This is a genomic window from Kitasatospora sp. NPDC114501, assembly GCF_055633695.1.
Genome location: NZ_JBVKDS010000020.1, coordinates 77,873 through 103,612, shown reverse-complemented (window position 1 = coordinate 103,612; position 25,740 = coordinate 77,873). Strand labels below are relative to the sequence as shown.

The window sequence follows — 25,740 nt, the reverse complement described above, 5'->3', positions numbered from 1 at the left end:
CGAAGAGTTCCATGAATACTCCATTTGTCCGATTCATCTACCGCTTCACACGCACGGAGCCACCCCCATGGACAACCCGTCCACCGCCGAAACCGGCGGCGCGATAGAGACCCGCGGTATCGAACCCGTCCCGGACGACGAGCGCCGGGGCAGAGTCCGCGAGCTCTTCCCGACCTGGGTCGCGGCCAACATCAGCGTCCTGCTCCTCACCATGGGTGCGGCCCTGGTGGTGTTCAACCAGTTGAACTTCTGGCAGGTCCTGATCGTCGCCGCGTGCGCCGCACTCGCCTCCTTCGGCATGGTCGGCGTGCTGTCGGTCTCCGGAAAGTGGGGCGGAGCCCCGGGTGCCACGCTCTCCCGGGCCACCTTCGGCGTGCGCGGCAACCTCTTCCCCGGCGCGATCCTCTGGATCGCCCGGTTCGGCTGGGAGACGATCAACGCCGTCACCGGCGCCTACGCCGTGCTGACCGTCCTCGACCTGCTCTTCGGCGTGAAGAGCAACACCGCGCTGATCGTGATCACGCTCTTCGCCTTCGTCGCCTGCACCTTCCTGGTCTCCGGGATGGGCCGGAAGGCGCTGAACGTCTGCAACACCTGGTCGACGTACCTCTTCGGCGTCTTCAGCGTCCTGGTGCTGGGCTACCTGGTCGCGACCATGGACTGGAGCGAGGTCTTCGCCAAGCCCGCGGGCACCACCGCGATGATGATCGCCGGCATCGGGACCATCGCCGCCGGCGGCATCAGCTGGGTCCCCACCGGCCCGGACTTCGCCCGCTACCTGCCGCACTCCGCCTCCGGCCGGAAGATCGTCGGCGTGACGGTCTCCGGTGCCGGCCTGGTCATGGTGCCGATGGTGCTGATGGGCGCCGTGATGGCGGTGGCCTCCCCCGGCCTGGCGCAGGCCGCGGACCCGGTCTCCTTCCTCGGCGACCTGCTGCCGACCTGGCTGGCCGTGCCCTACCTGCTGACCGCGATCGTGGGCATGCTGCTGATCAACAGCCTCTCCATGTACTCGGCCGGCTTCACCGCGCAGACCATGGGCGTGAAGCTGCCCCGCGCCATGGCCGTCAGCATCAACGCCGTGATCTCGCTGGTCGGCGGCCTGCTGCTGATGCTGGTCGCCAAGAGCTTCCTGGGCTCCTTCATCACCTTCCTGGTCCTGCTCGCCGTCTCCTTCTCGGCCTGGATCGGCGTCTACGCGGTGGACATGTTCCGGCGCCGGTCGCGCGCGGTGCGCTACGACGCCGCCGCGCTGATGGACACCGGCAGGAACAGCCGCTACTGGTACGTGGGCGGCTTCTGCTGGCAGGCGATGGTGTCCTGGGTGCTCGCGCTGCTGATGGGGCTCGCCTTCACCAAGTGCGACTGGTTCGCCGGCCCGCTCTCCGACACTCCCGTCGGCCGGTACGGGCTCGCCTGGGCGGCGACCATCGTGATCTCCGGCGTGATCATGGCCGTGCTCCCCACCCCCCGGGAGAACACCCCCGCGACCGCCGAGCGGCCCGCCGACGTCCAGGCGGAGCACACCGAACGGGTCACCGTCTGACCGCACGACGCGCCTCCCGCGCGAAACCGGACCGCCCGGTCGCCGACTCTGCCGAGTCGGCGACCGGGCGGTCCGGTTTCGCGGCCGGCTTCCGTTGTCTCCGGCACCGGTTCCGTCCACCGGGCGGTCCGGCGGCTGGCCGAATCCGCACGGCTCCGCTCCGGTGTGCCCACCGCCGCGGCACGGGGTGCGGGTCGAAGGGTCGGGGAGGCGGAGTGAAGCCCGGGTGAAGGATCCGTCGACGGCCGTACGGGGCCGGAGCTGCCTCTTCCCAAGTCCGCCGACGAACCCGCTCCCCCGTCGCACCGCACCGCTCGCGGGGGTGAGCCGGATCCGTCGAGGCTTCGTAGGCGTACGCATGGGGGCGAACCGGACACCGCGGAGCCCGGCGGGGTGCGGACGGCCTCGCAGGGCTGGAGCGGATTACCAGCCAATATCACCGCAGCGCCCGCTCGGTGGAACCGACCCGACCTACACTCGGCGACGCGGTGGCGCCCGGCCGGTGATCGGTCCGATCCGGATCGTGTTCCTGCCCGGGTCCGCCCTCGTGCGCCGAGCCCAGCGGGCCCGGCACGGAGACGTCCTGACGATCCGCCGGGTCCATCCCTTCGACACCCTTCGGGAGCCTTCATGGCCGACCACCTGCAGGACGTCCTCGCGCTCGACGACCTCGACCTGGGCGAGCTGACCGTCACCGCGCTGCGGGACGGCATCGCGTTGCCGGAGGGCGGGGCCTCCAGCAACCCCGCCTCCAGCTCCTGCCAGTCGTCCTCCAACTCCAGCATCGTGCACCCGCCCACGACGCAGCTCTGAGGTCTGAGGGCCGCGGCACCGAGCCGTCCCGAGCAGGACCGAGCAGTGCTGCTCAGGACCGGAACACCACGGAACCCGGCGCGTTCCGGTGCGAACGCGCCGGGTTCCCGCTTCCCCATCCGCCAGCATCGGAGGTCGCCCCCGTGCCCACCCGTGCCCCGTCGGCGCCCGTGTCGCCGGTCGCCACCTCCACCGCGCCGTACACCCTGGTGCGCGCCGCCGTGCTCGCCCAGGCCGCGCAGTCCGCGCCCTCCGCTCTGGTACGGGACCTGTTGGCGCGGCTCACCGCCGCGGAGGCCGCCGACGCCGCCCTCCGCCCCGTGCTCGCCGACGACCTGTACGCCAGCCGGGCCGGACACGACGAGGAGTTCCACCGGCGGGTCGTCCTGCCGCTGCGCCGGGACGTCCACAACGGCCGCGCGGCGCGCGCCGCGCAGCTCGACCGGCTCGGGGACCTGCCCGCCCGGCTCCCCCGGCTCGCCCGGTGGCTGGAGCTGCGGGAGCAGCGCGCCCGGCTGCTGGACGAGCTCGCGCGGACCGTACCGCCGGCCCTGGCGGCGGAACGGGCCGCGCTGGCCGGGGTGTGCCGGGAGCCCGCGTTCCGGCGCGCCGTCGCGCTGGGCAGCGCCGACCTGCTGCGCGCGGTGGTCAACGCCTCGGACCCGAGCCCCGGGCGGGGCGGCCGGGCCCGCAAGGAGGAGGCCAAGGTCCTGCGCCACGCGCTGCGCGCGACCGGCAAGACCAGCCCGCTGTCCTGGTTCACGGCGGTCGGCTGGGCCTCGGACGACCCCTGCCCGAAGACGGGCCCGAGCCAGTCGCCGACCGCACCGCGCGCGGTCGTCCGGGTGAACCGGACCCTGGTCGGCGCGCTGGTCCAGGCGCTGCTCGACGAACCGCGGCGCAGCCGGAGCCTGCCGCACCGGATGACCAGCGCCGCCCGCGTCGACGCCGGACGGGCCCACTACCAGCGCACCCGGACGGTGTTCGTCGGCGGCCGCTACCTGGCCAGCCGCGAGGAGGAGGTCGAACTCGGCGCCCGACCGGAGCTGGCACTGCTCGCCTCCCTCGCCGAGACCCCCGACCCGCCGGACCGGCTCGTCGCCCGGCTCGCCGAGGCCCTCGGGCGCCCCGGCGCGGACCCGGCGGTCGGGCGCTTCGTCGACCGGCTCCTCGACGCCGGGCTGCTGGTGCCCACCGAGCCGGTCGACCCGCAGAGCCCCGAGCCGCTCGAACAGCTCGCCGCCTGGCTGCGCACCTGGCCCGAGGACGCCGGGTTGGCCCGGAGCGTACGGAAGCTCGCCGACGACACGGCGGCGTACCCGTCCGCGCCCGCCGAGCGCCGGCCGGGCCTGCTCGCCGCCCTGGCGGCCGACTGGCGCCGGGTGCTCGCCGAGGCCGGCCGCCCCCTGCCCGAGGAGGCCTTCCCGGTCAGCGTGCTCAGCGAGGACGTCCACGCCCCCGCGCCGCCGCACGCCCGGCTGGACGCCGCGGACCGTGCCGCGCTCGGTGAACTCACGGCGCTGGCCGAGCTGTTCGACCACGGTCACCTGACCCGGCTGGCCGCCCGGGACCGCTTCGTCGCCCGGTACGGCGCCGGCGGCGTCTGCTCCACGCCGTGGGAGTTCGGCGCCGACGTCGGCGACGCCTGGGCCGACGTTCCCGCTCCCGACGAGATCGCCGCCCTGCGACGGGAGTTCGCCGACCTGCCCGAGGTGGACGGGGAGGTCGTGCTGCCGGCCGACCGGGTCCGCGCCCTGGCCGGCCGGCTGCCCGCCTGGACGGCGGCCCGGCCGCTCAGCTACTCCTGGTTCGTCCAACGGGAGCCGTCCGAGGGCCTGTTGTGCGTCAACCACGTCTACTGCGGCTGGGGGCGCTTCACCAGCCGGTTCCTCGACGCCACCGCGCCGCAGGCCGCCACCGAGGTCGCCCGGCAGATCCGCGACGGGCTCGGCGGGAACGCGCGGGCCGTCCAGCTCCGCCCGGTGGGCGGCTTCAACGCCAACCTGCACCCGCTGCTGCTCGCCGAGGAGATCGGGCCCGACCGCCGGTGGTCCGCCCTCGCCGAGGCCGACCTCGACCTGGTCCATGACGTCGACAGCGACCAGCTCCGGTTCCGGCTGCGCTCCACCGGCGAGTACCTCGACATCCTCTACCTGGGCTTCCTCTCCCCGATCATGCTGCCGCAGCGGCTGGCCCCGCTGCTCGCCGACCACCCGAACGGCGTGGTCGTCCTCCAGCCGCTGCTGCCGCGCACCGCCCTGCCCGCTCCCGGCGGCACCGTCACCCGCACCCCGCGGCTGCGGCACCGGCACGTGGTCCTGGCCCGCCGCCGCTGGCACCTCCCGGCCGGGGTCCTCGACGCCCTGCGGGCCGACCTCGCAGCCGACCCCGGCCCGGACGGCGTCCCGCTCGCCGCCGTCGCCCGCTGGCGTGCCCGCCTCGGCCTGCCCGAGCAGCTCTTCCTCCACCCCGTGACGCGGCCCGCCGAGGACGCGGCGGCCGTCGACGTCTTCCTCGACCGGCTCCGGGCGCCCAAGCCCCAGCCCGTCGACCTCGGCAACCCGCTCCACCTGCGGCACCTGGACCGGTGGCTCGCCCGCCACCCGCACGGCGCCCTGCTGGAGGAGGCCCTGCCCTTCATCGGCGGGCAGCCGGAACCGACCCGGACGGTCGAACTCGTCGCGGAGACCTACCGTCCGGCCCGGCCCGGCGCCGCCACCACGCCCGTGCCCCCGCCCACCCCGCACCCGCGGCCGCACCGCCGCCACGGCGCCGAGGAGTCGCCCGATGAGTGAGCCGATGAGCGATCCGACGACCGATCCGGCCGACCGGCCCGCGCCCGGGACCGCCGTCGACGTGATCCTGACCTACTACCAGCCCGTCAAGGCACGCGCCCTGCGCGAGGCCGTCCTGCCGCTGGCGCTGCGGGCGACGGAGCAGGGGCTGCGCGCCCACGTCGAGCGGCACTGGCGGTTCGGGCCGCACCTGCGGCTGCGGCTGGAGGGCCCGGCCGAGCGGGTGGCCGCCGTGGCGCGGGAGTCCGCCGAGGTGCTGCGGGCGTGGGCGGCCGCCCACCCGTCCGTCGCCGACCGCACGCCGGAGCAGCTGCTCGCCGAGGCCGCCGTCGCCGGACGGGCCGAGCTGATCGCGCCGCCTTACGGCCCGCTGGTGCCGGACAACACCGTCCGGACCGTGCCCGTCGACCCGGCCGCCACGGCGGACCTGCACGCCCTGATCGGGGCCGAACCGGCCGCGCTGCGCGACGAGCTGATGCGCCTCGGGCTGCCCGCGACCGCGTCGGCCTGCGCGTTCCTCGGGGAGCACGGCGACACCGCGCAGGCCCGGGTGCAGCTGGCGGTCACGGCGCTGGCGGCGCACGCGAGCACCCATCCGGACGGGCTGGTCGGCGGGCACTACTCCTTCCTCTCCCACCTGGAGGACTTCCTCGTCCACGAGGATCCGGACGGTCGCCTGCGCGCGGCCTTCGAGCAGCGCTGGGAGCAGGGCGGCCCCGCCGTCACGGAGCTGGTCCGCCGCGTCGCGGCCGGGGACACCCGGGGCTGGGAGCAGGACTGGGCGCGCTGGTCGGCCACCGCCTGGCACCGGGCCGAGCGGCTGCTGGCGGCCGGGGTCGACCTCTCCAGCCGCGGCGAGGAGTACCGCAAGCGCGCGGAGGCCCTCGGCGACCGGGCCACCGCCGAGCGCTGGAACGCCGAACTGCGCACCCGCTACAGCGAGTTCCACCGGATGCTGTCGCGCAGCGATCCCGACGGCACGATGTTCGACCGCGCCGACTACCTCGTCTACCGGACCGCCACCAACGCCCTGTACCGGCTCTTCGCGATCTGCGACGTCCGGCCGGTGGAACGCTACCTGGCCGCCCACCTCGTCGTGCGCAGCGTGCCCGGGCTCACCGGGCACCGGTGGCAGGACCACATCGCCGAGGTGACCGCCACGGTCGAGGGGGCGGCGTGACGGCCGAACCGGTCACCGGACGCCCGCACCTGCGCCCCGGGGTGGCGGTCACCCCGCTGCGGGAGGGACTGCACCTGCGCGGCCGGAGCACCAGCGTCACCCTGGAGGGCAGCCGCTCGCTGCCGGCGCTGTGGGAGGTCCTGTCCGCGCGGCTCGACGGCGATCCGGCGGCCATCGCGGAGGCCGGACACCCCAAGGTGGAGGCGGCGCTGGCCACCGTCACCGCCCGCCTGCGCGAACACGACCTGCTGGTCGACCACCCCGACGGCGCCGACCTGCCGCCCTGGCCCGGCTCGGTGGCCGACCGCCCCGGGGACGCGGCGGCGGCCCTCGCCGCCGCGCACCCGGTGGTCGCCTCGGCGGACCCGGACGACGCGACGGCCCGGGCGGTGGCACGCGCCCTCGCCCGGGGCGGGGCCCGGCCGACGGTCGTCGCCGAGCCCTCGCTGCCCGCCGGTCAGGTGCTGGCCGTCGCGGGCGAACCGCCGGTGGCCGTCGGTGTGCGGTGCGACCCGGACGGCGGATTCGTCACCGCGCCCGCCGACCCCGAGCGCGCCCGCGCCGATCTCGCCGCGCTCGCGGAGCGCCTGCGTCCCGACTCCGGTGGCGGCGACGGCGGTTCCGTCCCCAGGGCGCTGCCGCTGCTGCTCGCCGCCGCGACGGCCCAGCGGCTGCTGTGCGCCGTGGCCGGGCTGCCGGACCCGGCCGACCCTCGGGACGACCCCCGGCTGCTCGCCGACCGCCCCGCCGTCCTCGTCGCCGACGCCCGTCCGCTCCACGCCGAGCACCGCCCCTGGGCGGCGGGGCCCGGGCGCGCGGCCGAGCCGCCCGAGGACCTCGACGCGGCCCTGCGCCGCATCGCCGCGCTCGGCGACCCCCGGCTCGGTGTGCTCGACGCGCCCTCCCCCGGCGACCTGCCGCAGCTGCCCGCCGCCCTGGTCGTCTGCCGTACGCCGGACGGGATCCTGGCGGCCGGGGCCGCCCGGACCGACCTGGCGCGGCTGGCGGGTGCCGTCCGGGCCGCCGAACTCCAGGTGGCGGCCGCCGATCCGGGAACCGCCGAACGGCGCGTGGCCGCCACAGTCGATGCCGCAGACGATGCCGCGGACGGCGTCACGGCCGGGGTCTCGGTCGGCGTCACGGTCGGCGTCACGGTCGGCGCCGGCCCCGGGCACGCCCTCGGCCGGGCACTGCGGCGCGCCGCCCTCACCGTCCCCGGCGACGACGGGACGCCACCCGACGCCCTGTGGCGGGAGCACCCGCAGGCCGGGCACTGGACGGCGGCGCTGGCCCGACACCTCGGCCGGGACGCCGCCCTCACGGTCCGCTGGCTCGCCGGCTCCGCCTTCCTGGCCACCGTGGAGGGGAGCCGGGCCGTCGAGGCCACCGCCGCCGACGCGGTCGCCGTCGCCGCCCTGACCGCCCTCACCCGGCTGACGGCCCGTGACCTCGGACTGTCCGCCGCCCACCACACCTCGTTCAGCGGCGCCGCCGCCCCGCTGGCCGCCGCCGGACAGCAGCTCGTCGACTGGGTCGACGAGGGCTGGACGAGCCGCTGGCTCGCCGGACTCGCCGACCGCGAGTCGGACCTCCAGGCCGCGCTGCACGACCTGACCGGGCTGCGCACCGCCGCCTGGCGGCCCGGCACGGCCGCCGCCCGCCCCCTGGCCGACGCCCTGGAGGGCTGCGGCTTCACCGTCCTCGTGCCGGTCCTCGGGCCCGTCCGCGTGCCCGCCCCCGCCCTCGTGCCCGCCGGAGGCGCCCGGTGACCGACCTCCCCGTCCTCACCCCCGAACAGGCCCTGGCGACCACGAGCGGCACCGCCGTCGTCCACCTCACCGCCTGGACCCTCGGCCTGGCCGAGCAGCTCAGCCGGCACGCCCTGGCGCACCCCGTCCGCCTGGTGCCGGTGCGCGAGGACGGTGCGCTGACCGTGGTCGGCCCCGTCCTGCACCCCGGTTCGCCCGCCTGCCTGCACTGCGCCGAGTTCCAGCGGCTCGCCACCGCCGGCGGCCGGGTGCCCTGGCAGAGCCCGGCCCTCGCCCTCGCCGGCACCGGCACCCCGGCCTTCTCCGAGGCGGTGGCCGCCCTGGCCGCCGACCTCGCCGAAACCGAAGGAGCCGCCGACCCCGCGCCCCCCGGCGAGCCCCCGGGCGCCCCGACCCACGCCACCGTCCACGTGGTCCACGGCGACCGCGCCACCTGGTCCACCCACCGGGTCCGCCCGGTCGGCGGCTGCCCCGTCTGCCACCCCCTCCCCGAGGACGCCCCCGAGGACGCCCGCCTGCCCCGCACGCCCCACCCGCTGCCCGACCCCGCCGTACTGCGCGGCGCCAACGACCGGACGACCGTCGAGCGGCTGCGCGCCGAACTCCACGACGAGCGCTTCGGCCCGGTCCGCCGCCTCTACCGCACCGAGGACTCGGCCTTCGCCCTCACCACCGCCCTGGTCACCGACGGCCGGGCGGGGGACGACGGCGGCTACGGGCGGTCGGTGGACTTCCGCTCCAGCGAGCGGGTGGCCCTGTTCGAGGGCGTGGAGCGGCTCGCGGGCATGCGGCCGCTCGGCCGCCGCACCACCCTGCGCGCCTCCTACGCCGAACTGGTCGCCGAGCGCGGGCCCGAGGCCGTCCTCGACCCCGTCCGGCTCGGTCTGCCCGACCCCGGCGTCCACCCCGCCCGCACCACCGTCCCCTTCACCCCGGAGCTGGTGCTCGACTGGGTGCACGGCTGGTCGCTCACCCACGACCGCCCGGTCGCCGTCCCCGAGCACCTCGCATACTGGGACCCGCCGGGCCCGGGCCGCCCCCGGGTGGCGTACGAGTCCTCCAACGGCTGCGGCCTGGGCAACAGCCCCGAGGAGGCCGCGCTGTACGGCCTGTTCGAGGTCGCCGAGCGCGACGCCTTCCTGCTGGCCTGGTACGCGCGGACCCCGCTGCCCTCCGTCGCCGTGCCCGTCGACGACCCGGAGGTTGCCGAACTCGCCGACCGCGCCGACCTGCTCGGCTACCGGCTCACCCTGCTCGACGCCACCGACGACCTGGGCATCCCGTCGGTGCTCGCCCTGTGCCGCTACCGGGGCACCCACCCCGACGCCCCGCGCACCTTCCTGGCCGCCGGAGCCCACCACGACCCGCGGGCGGCGATCCGCTCCGCCGTCGCCGAGGTGGTCACCAACGTCCAGGACGCGCCGCACCGCTCCGCCGCCCCGGGCGGGCCGCGCGACCCGCAGCGCCTGCGCACCATGCTGGAGCGGCCCGAGCTGGTGGCCGTGCTGGACGACCACGTCGGCCTCAACACCCTGCCCGAGGCGCAGCCCCGCCTGGACTTCCTGTTCGCGGGCCCGCCCCCGGTGCCCTGGCGGGAACGCTGGCCCGACGCCCCCGAGCCGGTGGGCGACCTGACGCTGCTGCTGGAGCGGACGGTCGAGCGGCTCGCCGGTCAGGGCCTGGAGGTCGTGGTGGTCCGCCAGGACGAGCCGGGCGTGCGCGACCGGCTCGGGCTGTACTGCGCCAAGGTGATCGTCCCCGGCGCGCTGCCGATGACCTTCGGCGAGGCCAACCGGCGCACCCACGGCCTGCCGCGGCTGCTGGAGGTCCCGTACCGGCTCGGCCGCACCCCGCGCCCGCTGCGCCACGACGAACTGCCGCTCCACCCGCACCCGTTCCCCTGATGTCCCGCCCGTTCCCCTGATGTCCCGCTCGATCCCCGCCCTGCCGTCCGGGAAGGACGCGATGACGACCCGACAGCCGCCGACCGCCGCCTGGCACAGCCTGCACCTGGCCCTGCCGCTGCCCGCACCCGAGACCGACGCCTTCGTCACCGAGGACCTCGCGCCGCTGATGGACCGCCTCGCGGGCGAGGGCTGGTTCTTCATCCGCTACGGCGAGGGCGGCCCGCACCTGCGGATCCGCTTCCGGGAGACGGCCGGGGACCCGGACACCCTGGCGGAGGAACTCACCCGGCTCGCCTCCCCGTACACCCCGCCGGACGGCCCGTGGACGGCCCGGCACGGGGAGGTCACCGCCGTCGCGTACGAGCCGGAGACCGAGCGCTACGGCGGGCCCGCGCTGCTGCCGATCGCCGAGGAGCTCTTCACCCACTCCACCCGCACGGCCGTCCACGCGCTGCGCGCCCTCGACGCCTCCCCCGGCGCCCGGCTGCCCGTCGCCCTGGACCTGGCGCACACCACCGCCCACGCGCTGGGACTGGACGAGCTGGCGTCCGCCCGCTGGCTGCGGCGCCACGCCGCCGGCTGGCGCTGGGTGACGGAGTTCCAGCCGCTGCCCGGGGCCGCCGTGCACAGCCGGGTGAACGTGGTGTTCGCCCGGCAGCGGCAGGCCCTGGCCCGCCGGGCCGCGGCGCTGCGGGAGGCGCTCGACGCCGGTACGGCCACGCCCTGGCTCGCCGACTGGTCGGAGCGCGTCGCGGACGCCGCCGCCCGGATGCGGGCCGGCGCACCGCAGGCGTCCGAGGAGCGGCTGCGCCGGGTGTGGGCCTCGCAGCTGCACATGCTGTTCAACCGGCTGGGGGTCGGGCCGGACGAGGAGCGGGCGGTCTGCCGGCTCGCCGGCCGCACCCTCCTGGAGACGGACCGGCCGTTCACCTTCTTCCCCGAGGGCCGGCACGCCCCGGACCACCAGTACCTGGAGCACAGCAAGTTCCAGATCGGGCGCCCCGAGGACACCGCGCTGGCGCCGGTGCCGCCCGCCGAGGCCCCGCGGCCGGCGCCCGGCGACCTCCCGCTGCCCGCCGACCCGCTGCCGGCCGTCTCCCTCGCCGACGCGCTGCGCACCCGCCGCTCCGCCCGGGGCCGGCTGACCGGTCCGCTGACCGCCGGTGAGCTGGGCGGCGTGCTCTGGTCCGCGTACGCGCCCAACCGCCCCACCGGCGACCGCCCGTACCCGAGCGCGGGCGCCATGCGCGCCGTCCGGGTCCGGCTGGTCGCCCTCGCCGTCGACGGCCTGCCCGCCGGCACCTACCACTGCGTACCGGAGCTGCGCGCCCTGCGCCCGATCGGCCCGGCGCCCGACATCGACCAGCTGAAGGCCCTGTCCTACTACCTCACCCGCCCCGACTCGGACCCGCAGGCCCTGGTGGTGGACGAGGCGCCCGCGGTGCTCGCCGTCCACCTCGACCTCGCCGGACTGCGCCGCCGCTACGGCCTGCGCGCGCTGCGCCTCGGACTCGTCGAGACCGGGCACCTCGCCCAGAACCTCCTCCTCACCGCCGCCGCCTTCGGGCTCGGCACCACGCCCCTCGGCGGCCTCTTCGACGACCTCGCCCACGAGCTCCTCGCCCTCGACGACCTCGACGAGCCGATCCAGTACCTCCTGCCCCTGGGCCGCCCGGCGTCGCCCTGACCCGCGGGGCCGGGCGGCTCCGACCGGCTCAGCGGCGCCGCGGTTCGGGTCGCACCGGGCGGTAACGCTCGAGATTGCCGCGGACCTGGTCCAGGTACGGCCGGATCGACGCCAGCCTCGCCTCGTCGTGCCCGCGCACCACCCAGGTGGAGGTGCGGTAGGCGGCGGCCAGGTTGAGCGCCGGGTCACCCTCGACGCCCCGCAGCTCGGGCGCGATGGCGCAGAGCATCCGGCCCACCGCCAGGATGGACTCCTCCGCGCTGAAGGGCGGTTCGGGAACGGTGTCCTGACGGCCCACCGGCAGGTAGTGGCGCAGCACCCGCGGGGTCCAGCGCGCGATGCCGTACTCGTCGGCGGCCGGGTCGCTCAGGTTCGGGTCGAAGCCGCTCTCGGCCTTGAGCATCGCCGCGATCAGGGCGGGGGTGACCTCGGGTTCGAAGCAGCTGGTGCCCGCCTCGATGATCGGGTCCCGGTACGGGGCCGGGACGTCGGTGCCTGGGCGGAGCCAGCGGGCCGGGTCCTGGGCCGGCGCCCGGACGCTGACGGGTGCCATGGCGCCCGACGCGGGCGAGTCCCCCTGGACGCAGACGCCGAAGGTCAGCGCGAAGAGGAGGGCGGCGGCGGAGCCGAGGACCCGGCGCAGGACGACCGGCCGGCGCCCGCGCTGGGGCGCCGCCGTCGGCACGTCAGGCGCCGTAGCGCCATGGGGCGCCGCCTCGTTCCCCCCTACCGCGGTCGCCGCCGCGGGCTCCTCCGCGGTCGCCGCCGCAACCGCCTCCTCCGTGGGCTCCCCCGCGACCGCCTCCGCCCCGGCGACCGCCCGTCCAGGCGGCCCGGCCACCACCGGCGGTCGGGTGATCAGCCGGTGCGTACGGACGCGGCGGCGCTCCCACTCCTCGGGGTCGCCGCCGCACGCGGCCACGAATGCGGCCAGCACGGCGTCGCTGGGCAGCCGACGGCCGGCGGCGGCCTCGGCGAGCGTGGAGGCCGAGTAGTTGGTGGTCGCGGCGAGCCGCCGGTACGGCGGGCTGCCGGCCTGGCGTCGCAACTCCCTGAGCTCGAGCGCGAAGAGCGCCAGGGGTCCGTCCCCGGCGTCCAGTGGCTGTTCCTGCCGTCCCACCCGTTCGTCCCCTCAGTTCCCGTTCCGTGCTTGTCCTGATGTTGTCCGGCGTTTGTCCGAGCAGGTCACCGGCGCGTGACAGCGCGACCCGCGCCGTATTCGATGGACACGGCACCCCGGCTTTGCACCAGTCATGCCAAGGATCAAACCGGGTCCCGGGGTGCCGCGCCCCGGCTTTCCACCGGATACGCCGTGTGCGGTACTTCACACGCCGTCAGCGCGCGCCTGCCGCGCGCGCCGCCGCGTTCACCACGTCGCACGTCACCACCCCCAGGAGGATCCGTCGATGTCCAACGCTTCCCGGCCCGCCCACGGCGAGCCCAGCCGCCGAACCGTCCTCCGTGCCGGCGCCGGCCTGACGCTGGGCGCCGGCCTGCTCGGCACGGCCGCGGGCCCCGCCCGCGCGGGCACCGCCACCACCCTGGCCCAGAACGGCACCCCGCTCTGCGACACCCCCGGTGATTCGGCGAGCGCCCAGGGCCTGGGCTCCGGAGACCTCGGCATCCCGTACTTCCGGGAGCACGACGGCACCTGGGGCTACGTCTTCGGCGACGCCTGGGCCAACCCGGCCCAGCGCGACCCGTACCTCGGCTCGCCGGTGATGCTCGCCCAGGCGGACTTCGACCGCACCGGCGGCTCGCCGATCTCCTTCACCTGGGCGATGCCCACCGGCGGACAGGCCAACCAGCTGTTCGACTACGCGCACCAGACGGACAACGGCCACGGCTGGGAGTTCAGCCGCATCCCCAACGACTGCATCGAGTTCGGCGGCCGCACCTACATCCAGTACACCTCGGTGGCGACCTGGACCCCGCCGGCCGGCTACGACGGCTCGCTGATGTCCGGGGTGGCCTACTCCGACGACCACGGCGTGACCTGGCACGACTACCCGTACCACTGGCCCGGCGACACCCAGGGCACCAACCAGTCGATGTACGGGATGTGGTCCTTCGCCGGGATCGACCCGGACGGCTGGCTGTACGTCTTCTCCAAGCGCTGGAACGGCACCCACCGCAACACCGCCGACGGCGGCGCGATCCAGCTCTTCCGGATCCGGCCGAACGACTTCCGAGCCGGGAACTTCGGTGCGCAGGAGAACTGGGCCTACCTCAACGGCTCCTGGCAGTGGACGACGGCCGCCGGACCGTCGGTGATCCTCTCCGGCAACAACATCGGGGAGTTCTCCGTCAAGCGGATCGGCGGCACGTACTGCATGAGCTACTTCGACGTCACCGACTACTCGATCTGCACCCGCACCGCGCCGCGCCCGGACGCGGTGTGGACGGCGCCCAAGGTCCAGATCGCCGGCAACAGCTCCTGGCCGCCGAGCCACTGGGGCCGGCCGCAGCTGCCGTCCCTCTACGGCGGCTACATCCACCCGGGCAGCGCCGGTGCCGACTCGCTGACGCTGATCGTCTCCCAGTGGAACGGGCAGCAGGGGCAGTCGCCCTACCGGGTGCTCCAGTACGACGGCATCAACCCGTGACGCCCGCCGGGCCCCGGCGAACCACAGCCACCCCCACGCCGGCCCCCGCCCCCGACGAAGCGACCCGAAGGAGACCGTGCATGCCTGTCGGCACCGCACGACCCGCCGTCCTGGCCTCCGCCGCGCTGCTGGCCACCACGCTGGTGGCCGTCCTGGCCGGCCCCGCCCGGGCCCAGGCCCCCGGGCCCGTCCCAGGCCCGCGGACCACCCAGCCGCTCCCGGGCACGACGGACCACCTCTCCGCGACCGACGTCGGCTGCGGCGTCCCGGCGGACCGCGACATCGCCGTCACCCGCAAGGTGTTCGAGGTCGGCCAGCGGATGAACGTGGACGACAAGGTGATGCTGGCCGGCTTCGAGACCGGCTGGGTCGAGTCCCACATGAACAACCTGGCGTGCGGCGACCGGGACTCGCTCGGGGTCTTCCAGCAGCGCCCCTCCCAGGGCTGGGGCTCCCCCGACCAACTGCTCGACGTGAACTACGCGGCGGGCAGGTTCTTCGAGGCGGCCATGCGGATGGAACCCGACATGCAGGGCAGCACCGCGGGCCAACTCGCCCAGGCCGTCCAGCGTTCGGCCTACCCGGACCGCTACGACCAGGCGGAGGACATCGCCCGCGCCCAGCGCGACGAGGCCTTCCAGCCGTACGGGTCGATCGGCGCCAAGTACGCCGCCATGGGCGGGGCGGGCAGCGTGCTCGGCCTGCCGGTGCGCGCCGAGTCGGACGCCTCCCTCGGCGGCCGGTTCCAGCAGTTCCAGAACGGCATCATCCTCTGGCACCCCGACGACGCCCACCCCGTCTACGGCGACATCCTCACCACCTTCTGGAACACCGACGCCGAACGCCACTGGGGCTTCCCGACCATGGACGAAGCCGACGCCGCCAGTGCGCCGAACGGCACCCGCGGCCGCTACCAGTACTTCGAACACGGCCTCTTCCTCTGGTCCCCCCAGACCGGCACCCACCCCGTCCACGGCGCCATCCACGACGCCTTCGCCGCCAACGGCCGCGAAACCACCCTCGGCTACCCCACCACCGACGAACTCGACGAGAACGGCGGCAAAGCCCAACGCTTCCAGAACGCCGTCATCCACTGGAACCCCACCCAAGGCACCTGGATCACCCACTGACCCGCAAGGCGGACCCATGCCATCGTTCAACCGACCCACCTCGTCCCCGGTCCCGCGTCGCGCCGCGCGCTTCGCAGCCCTGCTGCTGGCCGCCGTGACCGTGGGACTCGGCGCCGCTCCGCAGGCCGGCGCCTCCTCCCCCGACGAGCCGATCGGCCGGGGCGAGGTCCTGGACCGGGCGCAGTCCTGGATCGACGAGAGGGTGCCGTACGACAACAACGGCTGCCACGACAACCGGTTCGGCTGCTACCGCCCGGACTGCTCGGGCTTCGTGTCCATGGCCTGGAACCTGAGCTCCTCCCTGACCACCTGGTCCCTGTGGAACGTCACCTCCGACATCGCCGCCGCGGATCTCCAGCCCGGTGACGCCCTCCTGCGCGACTCCGGCGGCACCGACCACGTGGCCCTGTTCGTGCGGTGGGCGGACGGCGCGCACACCCAGCCGGTGGTCCGGGAGGAGATCGACTACGGCTACGTGGCCCAGGAGGACACCTGGACCAACGGGCTGCGCGGCTTCTCCCCCCGCCGGTACAACCGGCTGGACGACCTCGTCCCGTACGGGTCGATCGGCGCCAAGTACGCCGCGATGGGCGGGGCGGGCAGCGCGCTCGGAGCCCCGATCACCGGGGAGCGCGACTCCTCGCTGGGCGGCCGGTTCCAGCAGTTCCAGAACGGCATCATCCTCTGGCACCCCGACGACGCCCACCCCGTCTACGGCGACATCCTCACCACCTTCTGGAACACCGACGCCGAACGCCACTGGGGCTTCCCCACCACCGACGAAGCCGACGCCGCCAGTGCGCCGAACGGCACCCGCGGCCGCTACCAGTACTTCGAACACGGCCTCTTCCTCTGGTCCCCCCAGACCGGCACCCACTCCGTCCACGGCGCCATCCACGACGCCTTCGCCGCCAACGGCCGCGAAACCACCCTCGGCTACCCCACCACCGACGAACTCGACGAGAACGGCGGCAAAGCCCAACGCTTCCAGAACGCCGTCATCCACTGGAACCCCACCCAAGGCACCTGGATCACCAGGTAGCCAAGGCCACAGCGCGCCGCGCGTTCCCCAGCGTCGGGGAACGCGCGGCTGTGCGACCTCGGGCATCCGGCGAACCCGTCGCCCCACGAACGGCAAGCTCGACCTGCCCAGGACCAATCGGCCCCGGTCCACGCTCACCTCGACCGCATCGAGCGGGAGATCGCCGATCCGGCCGGGCCTCCATCCTGCGGGCGTCATCTCTCCAGCGACAACAGAGCCGGCGCCCGCGGCCCCATGACGCGCTTCACCTCGATGCCGCTGCGCATCCTCGACGCCGACGGTGGCGACGGGGTGCCCAGGCATGACGTGATCTCAGTAGCGGAAGCGAGCCTCGTCACCGTTGATGCGCAGGAGGAACTCCGTGAGCGGCGCCCCGCCGTCAACCGGCGCGAGAACGAGTCCTCGCGCGTAAATCACTTCGTCGGCTTCGACCGCAGCCTCTTCGTCTCCGCTTCGCCAGGCGTCACGGGACGCCTCGAAGAGGGGGCGGAGATCCTCCCAGCCGGGCCCTGGCGCGAAGTGACAGTCTGTCCAGAACATGTCGACTTCTTCCTCGACCAGCGTCCCGACCAGCCGGTCTCCTTGCATCAGCTGCCAACTCGACTCAGCCACGCCATCTCCTCCTTGAGCTCTGGAGCACGTTAGCTCTCTGGTCCGACAAGGGGTCACATCGAGGCCTCGCGTCCACCCTCTCCTCGCCGTCGATCCGGACGAGAGCCTGGCCGCCTTCACCACGCGCGTTGAGCCCACCATCACGTGGCCAGCCCCGAGCCCCCGCCGCCAAACACCCTCTCCCGGCAGGCCAGCCGAACGAGTGAATCCGGCGACGGCTTCGCGCTGCGCGGCCTCCTTCCTGCACGAGGGCGTCCGGCTCCACCTCGACCCGCGCCGGGGCGCGGCACTCGAACGGGCTCTCGCCGCCTGCACACTGGGCTCGGGAGCCTGCCGGACGTCCTGCGCAGCCGGTTGGAGGAGGCATGGGAGCACCCGCGCGGGATGCTCGAAAAGTCCCCGTTCGACCCAGGATCGCCTGGCGGGAATTCGCTTGAGCGCCGCATTCGAACAGCACCATCATCAGTCGCCTCCGCTCGCGCGAAGCCGTCCAACTCGGGCGTCTGAATGTGCACTTGATGTGCCCGGTTCCGGCGGACGGCTCCGCGCGCTCGAACACCGCCCTTGTCTGGAGGACTTCGTTGGAGAACCCCACCGACGCGCTGCCTGCCTCACGCCTCCCGGACGACCGGCCGTACCCGCCCAGCGATTCCGAGGAGCCAGTTCAGTGATCGACTTCGACCAACTCACCGACCTCGCTGCCCGCGAGGGCATCGAACGGATCGGCCTCGGCGTCGTGGTCCGGGACTCCTCGGAACGCATTCTGATGATGCGAAGGTCCCCGCACGACGTCCTGCCGGGCCTGTGGGAGTACCCGGGCGGCGGTCGGGAGGACGGCGAGACGGTGCCCGACGGCGCGGCCCGCGAGCTGGCCGAAGAGACCGGGCTCACGAGCCTGCCGCTGGAGTACGCGCGTCATCTCGACTTCACCGACCAGCGCGGGCGGCGCGTGCGCCAGTTCGTCTTCACCACCGTCGTGCCGGACGGCACCGAGATCGCCCTCTCCCCGGACCACGACGGCCACCAGTGGGCGTACCCGGGCGCCCTGCCGCCGACCAGCGACGGGCAGCGTGCCGTGATCGAGTGGCTCACCCACCGCCTGGGCATCCCGGGCTGGCGGCCGGTCGGCGGCTACCTCACCACCATCGCCCGACCCAGCTCCTACGGCTGCCTCCTGGTCACCGACCCGCAGGGCCGAGTCCTCGGGATGCGCTCGACCATCAACCCGGACGTGTGGAACTTCCCCGGCGGCAACGTCGAGCACGGCGAGACCCCGTTCACCACCGCCCTGCGAGAGGCGGAGGAGGAGCTGGGTCTCGACCTCGCCACCGAGAACCCCGAGGTGATCGCCCGGCGGCGCCTGGTCGCCGTCATCCACGAGCAGGCCGGCACCGAGTACCCCGTGCCGGTCTGCGGCTACGTCTTCGACGGCGGAGTCCTGACGCCCGAGCAGCAGGCCCGGATCCGCCTCGACCCGTCCGAGCACACCGAGTTCCGGTTCGAGACCGCCCACGACTGGCACGCCCACATGGAACCCGCCCGCTACCGGCGGCTCCTGCAGATCCTGCGAGCCCACCGTTCCGGCACGGCGCTGTACTTCGAACGCCCTGATCCGGTCGACGACTTCGAAGGCATCATGGTCCTCGTCACCGACCCGGCCGGGCGGCTGCTGATGCACCAGCGCGACGACAAGCCCGGTATCGCCTGGCCCGGCCACTGGACGCCGATCGGCGGATGGCGGGAGGCGGACGAGACCCCCGAGCAGACCGCGGCCCGAGAGGTCCGCGAGGAGGCCGGGATCACGGTCACCGGAATCCGGCCGGTGCAGGGTCCGCAGCACGACCTCGTGCACCCGCTCACCCGCGTCCTGCACGCCGTCTGGGAGGGAGACGAGAGCGATCTGAGGCTCGGGGACGAGGGCCTGGCCGTGCGCATGGTCCCGCTCGGCGAAGTGCTCGATCTGAAGGTCCCGCCCTACCTGCGGCACTACCTGCCGATGCTCGCCGAGGCGGCCGGCCCGCCCTCCGGGAGGACCTCGTGAAGCCGCTCGACGGCATCCGCCGTCCCGCCGTGCCACGCCCCACCGGGACGGAGCCGCCGACCCTGGCCGTCGGCGTCCACCTCGTCCTGCTCGACGGCGACACCGTGCTGCTCGGCCGGCGCCGCAACACCTCCTACGCCAACGGCCTGTGGCACCTGCCGGCCGGACACATGGAGCCTGGGGAGGCGGTCACCCGCTCGATGACGCGCGAGGCCGAGGAGGACCTCGGCATCCTCATCGCCGAGGACGATCTCACGCTCGTCCACACCCTGCACCACCTCGACGCCGACGACGGCCGCAGCCGCCTCCAGCTGTTCTTCCGGCCCGCCTTCTACGACGGCCGGGTCCGCAACGCCGAACCGCACAAGTGCGACGCGCTGCGCTGGTGGCCGCTCGACCGACTCCCGGCCGACACCGTGCCCTACACCGTCCACGCGCTCGGCGAGATCTCCCGCGGCAGTGCCCTGTCCACCGTCGGCCGGCCGGCATGACCGCGCCCCGCCTGCCCCAGGACGTCGACCGGCCGCTGCGCGACCTGCTGCGCGACCCGAACCCCGTCGCGCGAACTACCCTTCTCCGCCTACCGGTTGGAGCACACATGCAGTCCCTGCGTCAGGCCGTCTGCGTCATCGTCCACGACGAGAAGGCCGGCAAGATCGCCTGCGTCCACTACGCCAACGACTCCTGGTCCACGGTCCCCGCCTGGACCGTCCCCGGCGGCAAGGCCGAAGAGGGCGAGCGACTCGATCAGGCCGCCGCCCGCGAACTGCGCGAGGAGGCGGGCCTGGTGGTCGCCGCCGAGGAGCTGCGGCTCGTCCACACCATCCAGGTCAAGACCGGCTGGGACGGCAAGGGCCCGTTCCTGCTCTCGGTGTTCGTCGCGACGTCCTGGCGGGGCGAGTTGACGAACGCCGAACCGGACAAGCACCTCGCCGTCCTGTGGGTCGACGCCGACGCGCTGCCGACCCCGATGTTCCCCACCTCGCACGCCGCCCTCACCGCCTACCTCTCCGGCGACGGCCGGGGATTCTCCACCTACGGCTGGGGCGCCTCGGAGGACCTGCGCGCCTTCGTCGGGGCCTGAGATGCCCGGCCGCCACCGCCGCCCGCCCACCGGCGAGCAGGCAGCCCTGCCCGCCGACGTCGACCTGCGGCTGCTCGCCATCGCCGAGGGCCGCACCGTCATCGAGGAGGGCGTCGAGACGCTGCCCGGGGGACGGCACCCGTACGCCTACCGCACGCTCTACCGGCCCGACGGCAGGGTGGAGCGGCTGTTGGAGCGCCTGGAAACCGGCCCGCGGCAACCGCCCGGCCCTCCTCCCGCCGACTGACCCGCCCCGCTGAGCGCCCCCTGACCGAGAGGAGCGGCCGTGTCCGCCGCCGACCCCTGGAACGACCACTACCAGCAGGGCAAGGGCTTCCGCCCGGTCGGCGAACCGGAGGTCGCGCTGCTCGCCGAGCGCGTGGGCCCGGGTGCCGGTCGCCGGGCGCTCGACCTGGGCTGCGGCACCGGCGAGTACGCCGCCGCCCTGCACGGCCTGGGCTTCAGCACCACGGGCGTCGACTTCTCGCAGGTCGCCGTCGCCACCGCCCAGGGCCGGTACCAGGGCCGCGACGGCCTCGACTTCCGGCTCCTCGACACGGACCGCGGCGGCCTGAGCCTGCTCCCCGCCGGCCAATTCGACCTCATCACCTGCCGGTTGTTCCTCCCGTTCGTCGACCTCGTGCCGACCGTCGCCCGCGCGCGGCGCCTCCTCGTCCCCGGTGGCCGGCTCCTCGTCACCACCCCGCTCGCCGAACGCCAGCGTGCCGGCTGGGAGTCGATCGGCCTGCGCTCGGCCGCCCTCGACCTGCTGCGCTCGTTCGGCTGGGCCGACGTGTCCGAGTACCCGCTCGACGACCTGCACTGCCTCCTGCTGACCACCCGCCCCACCGTGGAGAGGACCAGCCGTTGACTCCCACCACCGCCGCCCGGCCCGCCGTCCCCCACGACGCCGACGAGCTGCTGCGCCTGCGCGTCGCCGTCCTGGACGGCGGCCCGCTCACCGACGAGTGGCGCACCACCTTCCGCGACGACATGCGCGAACGCCTGGGCAGCGACCCGAACCTGGTCGCGTACGTCGTCCCCTCCGACGGCGGCCTCGCCGCGTGCGCCATCGGCATCATCTACCGCGGCTACCTCGGCCCCGCCTTCCCCACCGGCCTGTGGGGCCGCATCCACACCGTCGCCACCGACCCCGCCCACCAGCGCCGCGGACACGGCCGCGCCGTCACCACCGCCCTCGTCGAAGCCCTCAAGGACCGCGGCTGCGGCGCGGTCGAACTGCGCGCCACCGCCGCCGGAGCACACCTCTACCGCACCCTCGGATTCGAGCCCCTCGACGGCTTCATGACGCTGCGCCCCGGCCCCGGCGGGTGGGTGCGATGACCACCTTCGTCCCGACCACGCAGTTCCCCCCACCCCGCCGCACGGCGTCACCAACGCCGGCGTGTTCTTCACCGACCACGACGACCGGCTACTGTTGCTCGAGTCCACCGCCGGATGGACGACCTCCGCGCCGCACCCCGGTCACGAGCGCCCGCTCCCCGCCTCACGCCCGCTGCCCCGGTCACGGAGACCGGCGAGGCCAACCGACCGCAGCCAGGTAGCGCTGAGTGTAGATGGCATGTACGCTGCGTGTCGCTGGTTGAGCAGGATGCGGGCCCAGGCACTGCTCCGTGGGGGGAGTCGCGCCCAGGCCCGGTGGCCGGCTGGGGCCCGGTTGCGCTTCGTGGGGGAGTCGCGGCCGGGCCCGTCGCCGAGTGTCGGTGATATGCCCGCCCGGTCGCCCCACCAGACGTGACAACCGTCCAGGGCCTGAGCGCTTCCGGGCGCTTCCGTCCAGAAGTGCGTCGCCATCCAGCCGGGGGCGTTTCCCTGGTTCTGCCGACGCCCCTCGCACGGCGGCCCGGCGGCCCGGCGGCGACCGTACGGGTAGCCCCGGGGCCTTCCCCGGCCCGCAGTCCGCGGAACTCGACGATCCGGCCGACAGCGGCCTCCGTCAGCTCGACGGCCGCTGACCCGTGCCGCCCCATCCTGCACATCTCCCGGACCTGGCCGATCACATGGCGCGTCCGGGCTGCCCTCCCCCCCCTCCGCCCTCCTCCCACCGAAACAGTCACCGTCCGTGGCGATCTGATGACGTTTCATACGCCACCCCCGACGGACCCCCTAGACACCAATCCGCTTGTGATGAAGCCGTGTTGAGGATGGTTTGGTTCCGGTTCCCGGTCGGTAGATTCCGGCGGGGCTCCGCCGGGGCCCCGATCCCGCGGACCCATGCGTGCCGCGGGCGGAGAGGTATGAGCATGTGGTTCTCGAGGAAGACCAGGGGCGGGCGCTTACGCAGCCGCTCGGTGCTGGCCGTGGCGATCGCGCTGGGGCTGGGCGCGGGATCCGTGGGAGCGGCCGGGGCGGCGCCGGCCTCCGGGCGGGCGGGCGTCGCGGCCCAGGCCGTGCAGACGCCCCTGATCGACTCCGTGCAGCCGTTCGCCACCGGCACGGTGCACGTGACCGTCACCCCCGGGGACACCGCCCAGGAGGCGGTGGCGCACATCGACGTGTCCGCGTACGCGCTGGACGCCGACGGCAACGCGACCGGCGCACCGGTCGCCACCGGCAAGGTGGACCGCCCGGACCCGGCCAACCCCCCCGTGGTCGAGGTCGGCGGCCTGACCGACGACGTCAACTACGCGTTCCGGGCCACGGAGACCACCGTCGGCGGTGCCCTCTCCGGCGTCTCCCCCGCCTTCGTCGGCGGCCCGCAGACGCCCAAGGCACCGCTCGCCCCCACCCTTGCCACCCTGCTGGGACGGGAAGGCGGGGTCATCGCCGCCTGGAACCCCGCCCACCCCAACGGCTCGCCGGTGACCGGCTACACCGTCACCGCGACCCCGAACGGCCCGGGCGCCAGCGTGACCGTGAACGTGGCGGGCGACGTGACGAGCACCGCCGTCACCGGGCTGGTCAACGACAGGTACTACTTCGTCACGGTCACCGCGACCAACGCCGCCGGGACCAGCCCGGCCGGCCGCACCGACAGCCAGACCACCGGTGCCAACTCCAACGGCACCGTCCTCACCAGGGCCGCCTACACCGCCGGCGCCCCGCAGGACGTGACCGCCGCACCGCCGCCGGTCGGCGCGGACGGCAACCAGCCCGACTCGACCTCGCTGAAGGTGAGCTGGGACGCGCCGCTGGACGACGGCGGCAACACCATCACGGGCTACACGGTCGACGCGACCGCGGCCGGCCACCCGTCCGTCACGGTGACCGCGCCGGCCGCCGCGAAGCAGACGACGCTGACCGCGCTGGCCCCGGGCGTCGAGTACGCGATCACGGTCACCGCGACCCAGCAGAACGGCCAGCACGGCGCCACCAGCGCAGTCGTCAAGGCCGCGCCCGCCCCGGTCCTGGCGGCCGGCACGGTGATGCTGTCCGCCGCCTCGGCCGCGGCCGTCACCAAGGTCACCGGCAGCACCGTGGTGTTCACGAACCCGCCCGCCCAGGTGACCGGTCTGAAGGTCAAGAACGTCATCGTCGTCGGGGAGAGCAGTAACCCGCTGCTCCACGGCGGGCTGCTGCGCACGGTGGAGAAGATCAGCACCGTCGGCGGTACGGTGACCCTGACCACCAGTCAGGCCGCACTGGAACAGGCCTTCCTGAACCTGGACTTCACCGCCACCGGCAGCCGGCTCGCCTCCGGGGCCGAGGGCTACCGGATCAAGATGCTCAACCCCGACGTCCAGGCGTCGGTGGCCGCCCAGGGCTCGGGCACAGTCGCGAACAAGACCTTCACCCTCGACCTGGCCGAGAAGCTCACCAACGATCCCAAGATGAAGGAGCGGCTGGGCAACAACACGACGGTCACCGCGAAGCTCACCGCGGCCCTGAGCCTGAGCACCGACTGGTCGGCCACCGCCGGTCTCGAGCGCGATCCCGCCTACTACGCGGTGGATCCCCGCGGTTACACCATGACCTACGACTTCACCGCGACGGCCACCGCGAAGGCGTCGATCGTCGGCGAACTGGGCGTCGCCTACAAGCACGAGACGAAGCGCGACCCGCTGCTGACCGTCAAACCGGCGACCTGCCTGACGGTGTACGCGATCGTGCTGTGCCCCTCGCTGACGGTGTACACGGAGACCGCGATCGACGGATCGATCAAGTTCTCGTTCTCCGCCTCCTACGAGCGGACGATGGGCGGCAAGATCAGCCGGGACAACACCGGAGCGGTCCACAAGACGGACCTGACCAAGGACCCGGTCACCAGTTTCGACTACTCGCTGGACGCGGCGGCCAAGGTCACCTTCTCCTTCCCCGTCGCGCTCGAGATCCTCGTCTACAACCTGGTCGGCCCGCGGCTGGAGATCACGCCCGCCATCGAGGTGACCGCGGACACCTCCGCCAATCCATGGCTGACGGTGAAAGCACCACTGAAGGTCGCGCTGTTCTTCGTCGTCGACTTCAAGGTCGCCAGCATCTCCGCCGGCGGCGAGATCTACAGCAAGACCTTCGACCTGTACAACGCCCCCGGGCCCTTCCCCGGACCGAGCCTGTCCAGCGCCGCGGCCCTCACCGCGGGCGCGCGGAGTGCGGACTCGGCCGAAAGCCCCACCGCACCGTCGTCCGAGAGCCTCACCGCGGCGGCGGCCTCGCACCAGTACACGGTGACCTGGCCGGCGGCCTGCGACCCCAACCAGGCGGTCACCTGGTCCATGGCACCCGGATCGCTGGGCACCGTCGACCAGACCGGCCTGTACAGCCCGCCGCACCCCCGGCCCAGCCACTACGTCGACCTGGTCACCGCCACCACCGCCGGTACGCCCACCTGCCCGGCCGCCACCGCCCAGGCGGCGGTCCACCACGGGTCGACCCTCCCGGGCGCCCCCAAGCACCCCGCGATCGCCCCGGACGGCTCGACCGTCACCTGGACCGCGCCCGCCGACGGCGGCAGCGCCATCCAGGAGTACGTGGTGACCGTGGTGCACGATCCCGGTGACCCGGCCGGCGCCGAGACGGTCCTGGGTACCGTACCCGGCACCGCGACCTCCCTGACGGTCCCCGCCGACCGCGTCGCGCAGATCGAGGCGGACCACGCCAGGGTGCAGGTCACCGCCGTGAACGAGCGCGGGCAGGGGCCCACCTCCGCCCTGTCGCACCCCGCCCCGTCCACCAACCCCATCCCCTTCGTGGACCGGACGGAGGGAACCGCGAACGGCGGCACCCTCTACGTGACGCCCCACATGGTGAACGTGGGCACCAGCGACGCCACGAACGTCCGCTACCGGCTCAGCTACCCCGAGGGCTTCACCAGCCGCAGCAACCCGGGTGCGTGCACCGTCGACCAGGCGCAGCGGCTCCTCACCTGTGACATGGTGGACATCGCCGCCGGCCACCAGACGATCACTCCGCTGATCTCGTTCACCGTCGGTCGGCTGACCCCGGGCACCGGCTACCCGCTGACCATGACCCGGCTGTCGGCCAGCCCCTACCCGAGCGATCCCAACAACGGCACGATGACCCTGGTCTGCACCGCCGACGACGCGGGCAAGGTCACCTGCGCCTGACGG

At 74.4% G+C, this 25,740-nt stretch carries 19 protein-coding genes; 17 read left to right on the top strand and 2 right to left on the bottom strand.

From position 1 onward, the window contains the following. Positions 1–67: 67 nt before the first annotated feature. The 7 genes from ACZ7RU_RS32120 (at position 68) to ACZ7RU_RS32090 (ending at position 11,697) form a co-directional block, all read left to right on the top strand. Positions 68–1,546, top strand: a complete 1,479-nt coding sequence (locus ACZ7RU_RS32120; protein ID WP_470344493.1) for a purine-cytosine permease family protein — start codon at positions 68–70, stop codon at positions 1,544–1,546. Between the two features lie 630 nt (positions 1,547–2,176). Continuing rightward, on the top strand, positions 2,177–2,359 hold the full coding sequence (locus tag ACZ7RU_RS32115) for a thiazolylpeptide-type bacteriocin (protein ID WP_470344492.1): 183 nt from the start codon (positions 2,177–2,179) through the stop codon (positions 2,357–2,359). 143 nt (positions 2,360–2,502) lie between these two features. After that, positions 2,503–5,154, top strand: coding sequence for a lantibiotic dehydratase (locus ACZ7RU_RS32110; RefSeq protein WP_470344491.1), 2,652 nt, complete (start codon positions 2,503–2,505; stop codon positions 5,152–5,154). Next, positions 5,147–6,334 (top strand): hypothetical protein, encoded by a 1,188-nt coding sequence (locus tag ACZ7RU_RS32105; protein ID WP_470344490.1) that lies wholly within the window; start codon positions 5,147–5,149, stop codon positions 6,332–6,334. The genes ACZ7RU_RS32110 and ACZ7RU_RS32105 overlap by 8 nt, the downstream gene beginning before the upstream one ends. After that, positions 6,331–8,103 carry a hypothetical protein gene (locus ACZ7RU_RS32100; RefSeq protein WP_470344489.1) on the top strand — a complete coding sequence of 591 codons (1,773 nt, stop codon included), beginning with the start codon at positions 6,331–6,333 and terminating at the stop codon, positions 8,101–8,103. The genes ACZ7RU_RS32105 and ACZ7RU_RS32100 overlap by 4 nt, the downstream gene beginning before the upstream one ends. Continuing rightward, positions 8,100–10,007 carry a TOMM precursor leader peptide-binding protein gene (locus ACZ7RU_RS32095; protein WP_470344488.1) on the top strand — a complete coding sequence of 636 codons (1,908 nt, stop codon included), beginning with the start codon at positions 8,100–8,102 and terminating at the stop codon, positions 10,005–10,007. The genes ACZ7RU_RS32100 and ACZ7RU_RS32095 overlap by 4 nt, the downstream gene beginning before the upstream one ends. 19 nt (positions 10,008–10,026) lie before the next feature. Further along, on the top strand, positions 10,027–11,697 hold the full coding sequence (locus ACZ7RU_RS32090) for a thiopeptide-type bacteriocin biosynthesis protein (RefSeq protein ID WP_470344487.1): 1,671 nt from the start codon (positions 10,027–10,029) through the stop codon (positions 11,695–11,697). A 28-nt stretch (positions 11,698–11,725) separates the two neighbouring features. On the opposite strand, the gene ACZ7RU_RS32085 is transcribed toward ACZ7RU_RS32090, so the two are convergent. Then, the gene (locus ACZ7RU_RS32085; protein ID WP_470344486.1) at positions 11,726–12,817 is read right to left on the bottom strand and encodes a helix-turn-helix domain-containing protein; all 1,092 of its coding nucleotides are present in this window, start codon (positions 12,815–12,817) and stop codon (positions 11,726–11,728) included. 286 nt (positions 12,818–13,103) lie between these two features. On the opposite strand from ACZ7RU_RS32085, the gene ACZ7RU_RS32080 reads away from it, so the two are divergent. The 3 genes from ACZ7RU_RS32080 (at position 13,104) to ACZ7RU_RS32070 (ending at position 16,475) form a co-directional block, all read left to right on the top strand. Beyond that, complete coding sequence (locus ACZ7RU_RS32080) at positions 13,104–14,303, top strand: DUF4185 domain-containing protein (protein WP_470344485.1); 1,200 nt, start codon at positions 13,104–13,106, stop codon at positions 14,301–14,303. Between the two features lie 80 nt (positions 14,304–14,383). After that, positions 14,384–15,433, top strand: coding sequence for an LGFP repeat-containing protein (locus ACZ7RU_RS32075; protein WP_470344484.1), 1,050 nt, complete (start codon positions 14,384–14,386; stop codon positions 15,431–15,433). A gap of 16 nt (positions 15,434–15,449) precedes the next feature. Further along, on the top strand, positions 15,450–16,475 hold the full coding sequence (locus ACZ7RU_RS32070) for a hypothetical protein (protein WP_470344483.1): 1,026 nt from the start codon (positions 15,450–15,452) through the stop codon (positions 16,473–16,475). A 312-nt stretch (positions 16,476–16,787) separates the two neighbouring features. On the opposite strand, the gene ACZ7RU_RS32065 is transcribed toward ACZ7RU_RS32070, so the two are convergent. Then, a complete protein-coding gene (locus tag ACZ7RU_RS32065) occupies positions 16,788–17,087 on the bottom strand; it encodes a hypothetical protein (RefSeq protein WP_470344482.1) in 300 nt (99 codons plus the stop codon). A 667-nt stretch (positions 17,088–17,754) separates the two neighbouring features. Here ACZ7RU_RS32065 and ACZ7RU_RS32060 point away from each other — a divergent pair. The 7 genes from ACZ7RU_RS32060 (at position 17,755) to ACZ7RU_RS32030 (ending at position 25,737) form a co-directional block, all read left to right on the top strand. Next, positions 17,755–19,128: an NUDIX hydrolase gene (locus ACZ7RU_RS32060; protein WP_470344481.1), complete on the top strand. Its 1,374-nt coding sequence runs from the start codon at positions 17,755–17,757 to the stop codon at positions 19,126–19,128. Continuing rightward, positions 19,125–19,619, top strand: a complete 495-nt coding sequence (locus ACZ7RU_RS32055; RefSeq protein ID WP_470344480.1) for an NUDIX hydrolase — start codon at positions 19,125–19,127, stop codon at positions 19,617–19,619. Before ACZ7RU_RS32060 ends, ACZ7RU_RS32055 begins: the two co-directional genes overlap by 4 nt. 107 nt (positions 19,620–19,726) lie before the next feature. Then, positions 19,727–20,212: an NUDIX domain-containing protein gene (locus ACZ7RU_RS32050; protein WP_470344479.1), complete on the top strand. Its 486-nt coding sequence runs from the start codon at positions 19,727–19,729 to the stop codon at positions 20,210–20,212. A gap of 1 nt (position 20,213) precedes the next feature. After that, complete coding sequence (locus ACZ7RU_RS32045) at positions 20,214–20,459, top strand: hypothetical protein (RefSeq protein ID WP_470344478.1); 246 nt, start codon at positions 20,214–20,216, stop codon at positions 20,457–20,459. 39 nt (positions 20,460–20,498) lie between these two features. After that, positions 20,499–21,083 carry a class I SAM-dependent methyltransferase gene (locus tag ACZ7RU_RS32040; RefSeq protein ID WP_470344477.1) on the top strand — a complete coding sequence of 195 codons (585 nt, stop codon included), beginning with the start codon at positions 20,499–20,501 and terminating at the stop codon, positions 21,081–21,083. Next, the gene (locus ACZ7RU_RS32035; RefSeq protein WP_470344476.1) at positions 21,080–21,556 is read left to right on the top strand and encodes a GNAT family N-acetyltransferase; all 477 of its coding nucleotides are present in this window, start codon (positions 21,080–21,082) and stop codon (positions 21,554–21,556) included. Before ACZ7RU_RS32040 ends, ACZ7RU_RS32035 begins: the two co-directional genes overlap by 4 nt. A gap of 920 nt (positions 21,557–22,476) precedes the next feature. Then, the gene (locus ACZ7RU_RS32030) at positions 22,477–25,737 is read left to right on the top strand and encodes a fibronectin type III domain-containing protein (RefSeq protein ID WP_470344475.1); all 3,261 of its coding nucleotides are present in this window, start codon (positions 22,477–22,479) and stop codon (positions 25,735–25,737) included. The last annotated feature ends 3 nt before the right edge of the window (positions 25,738–25,740 follow it).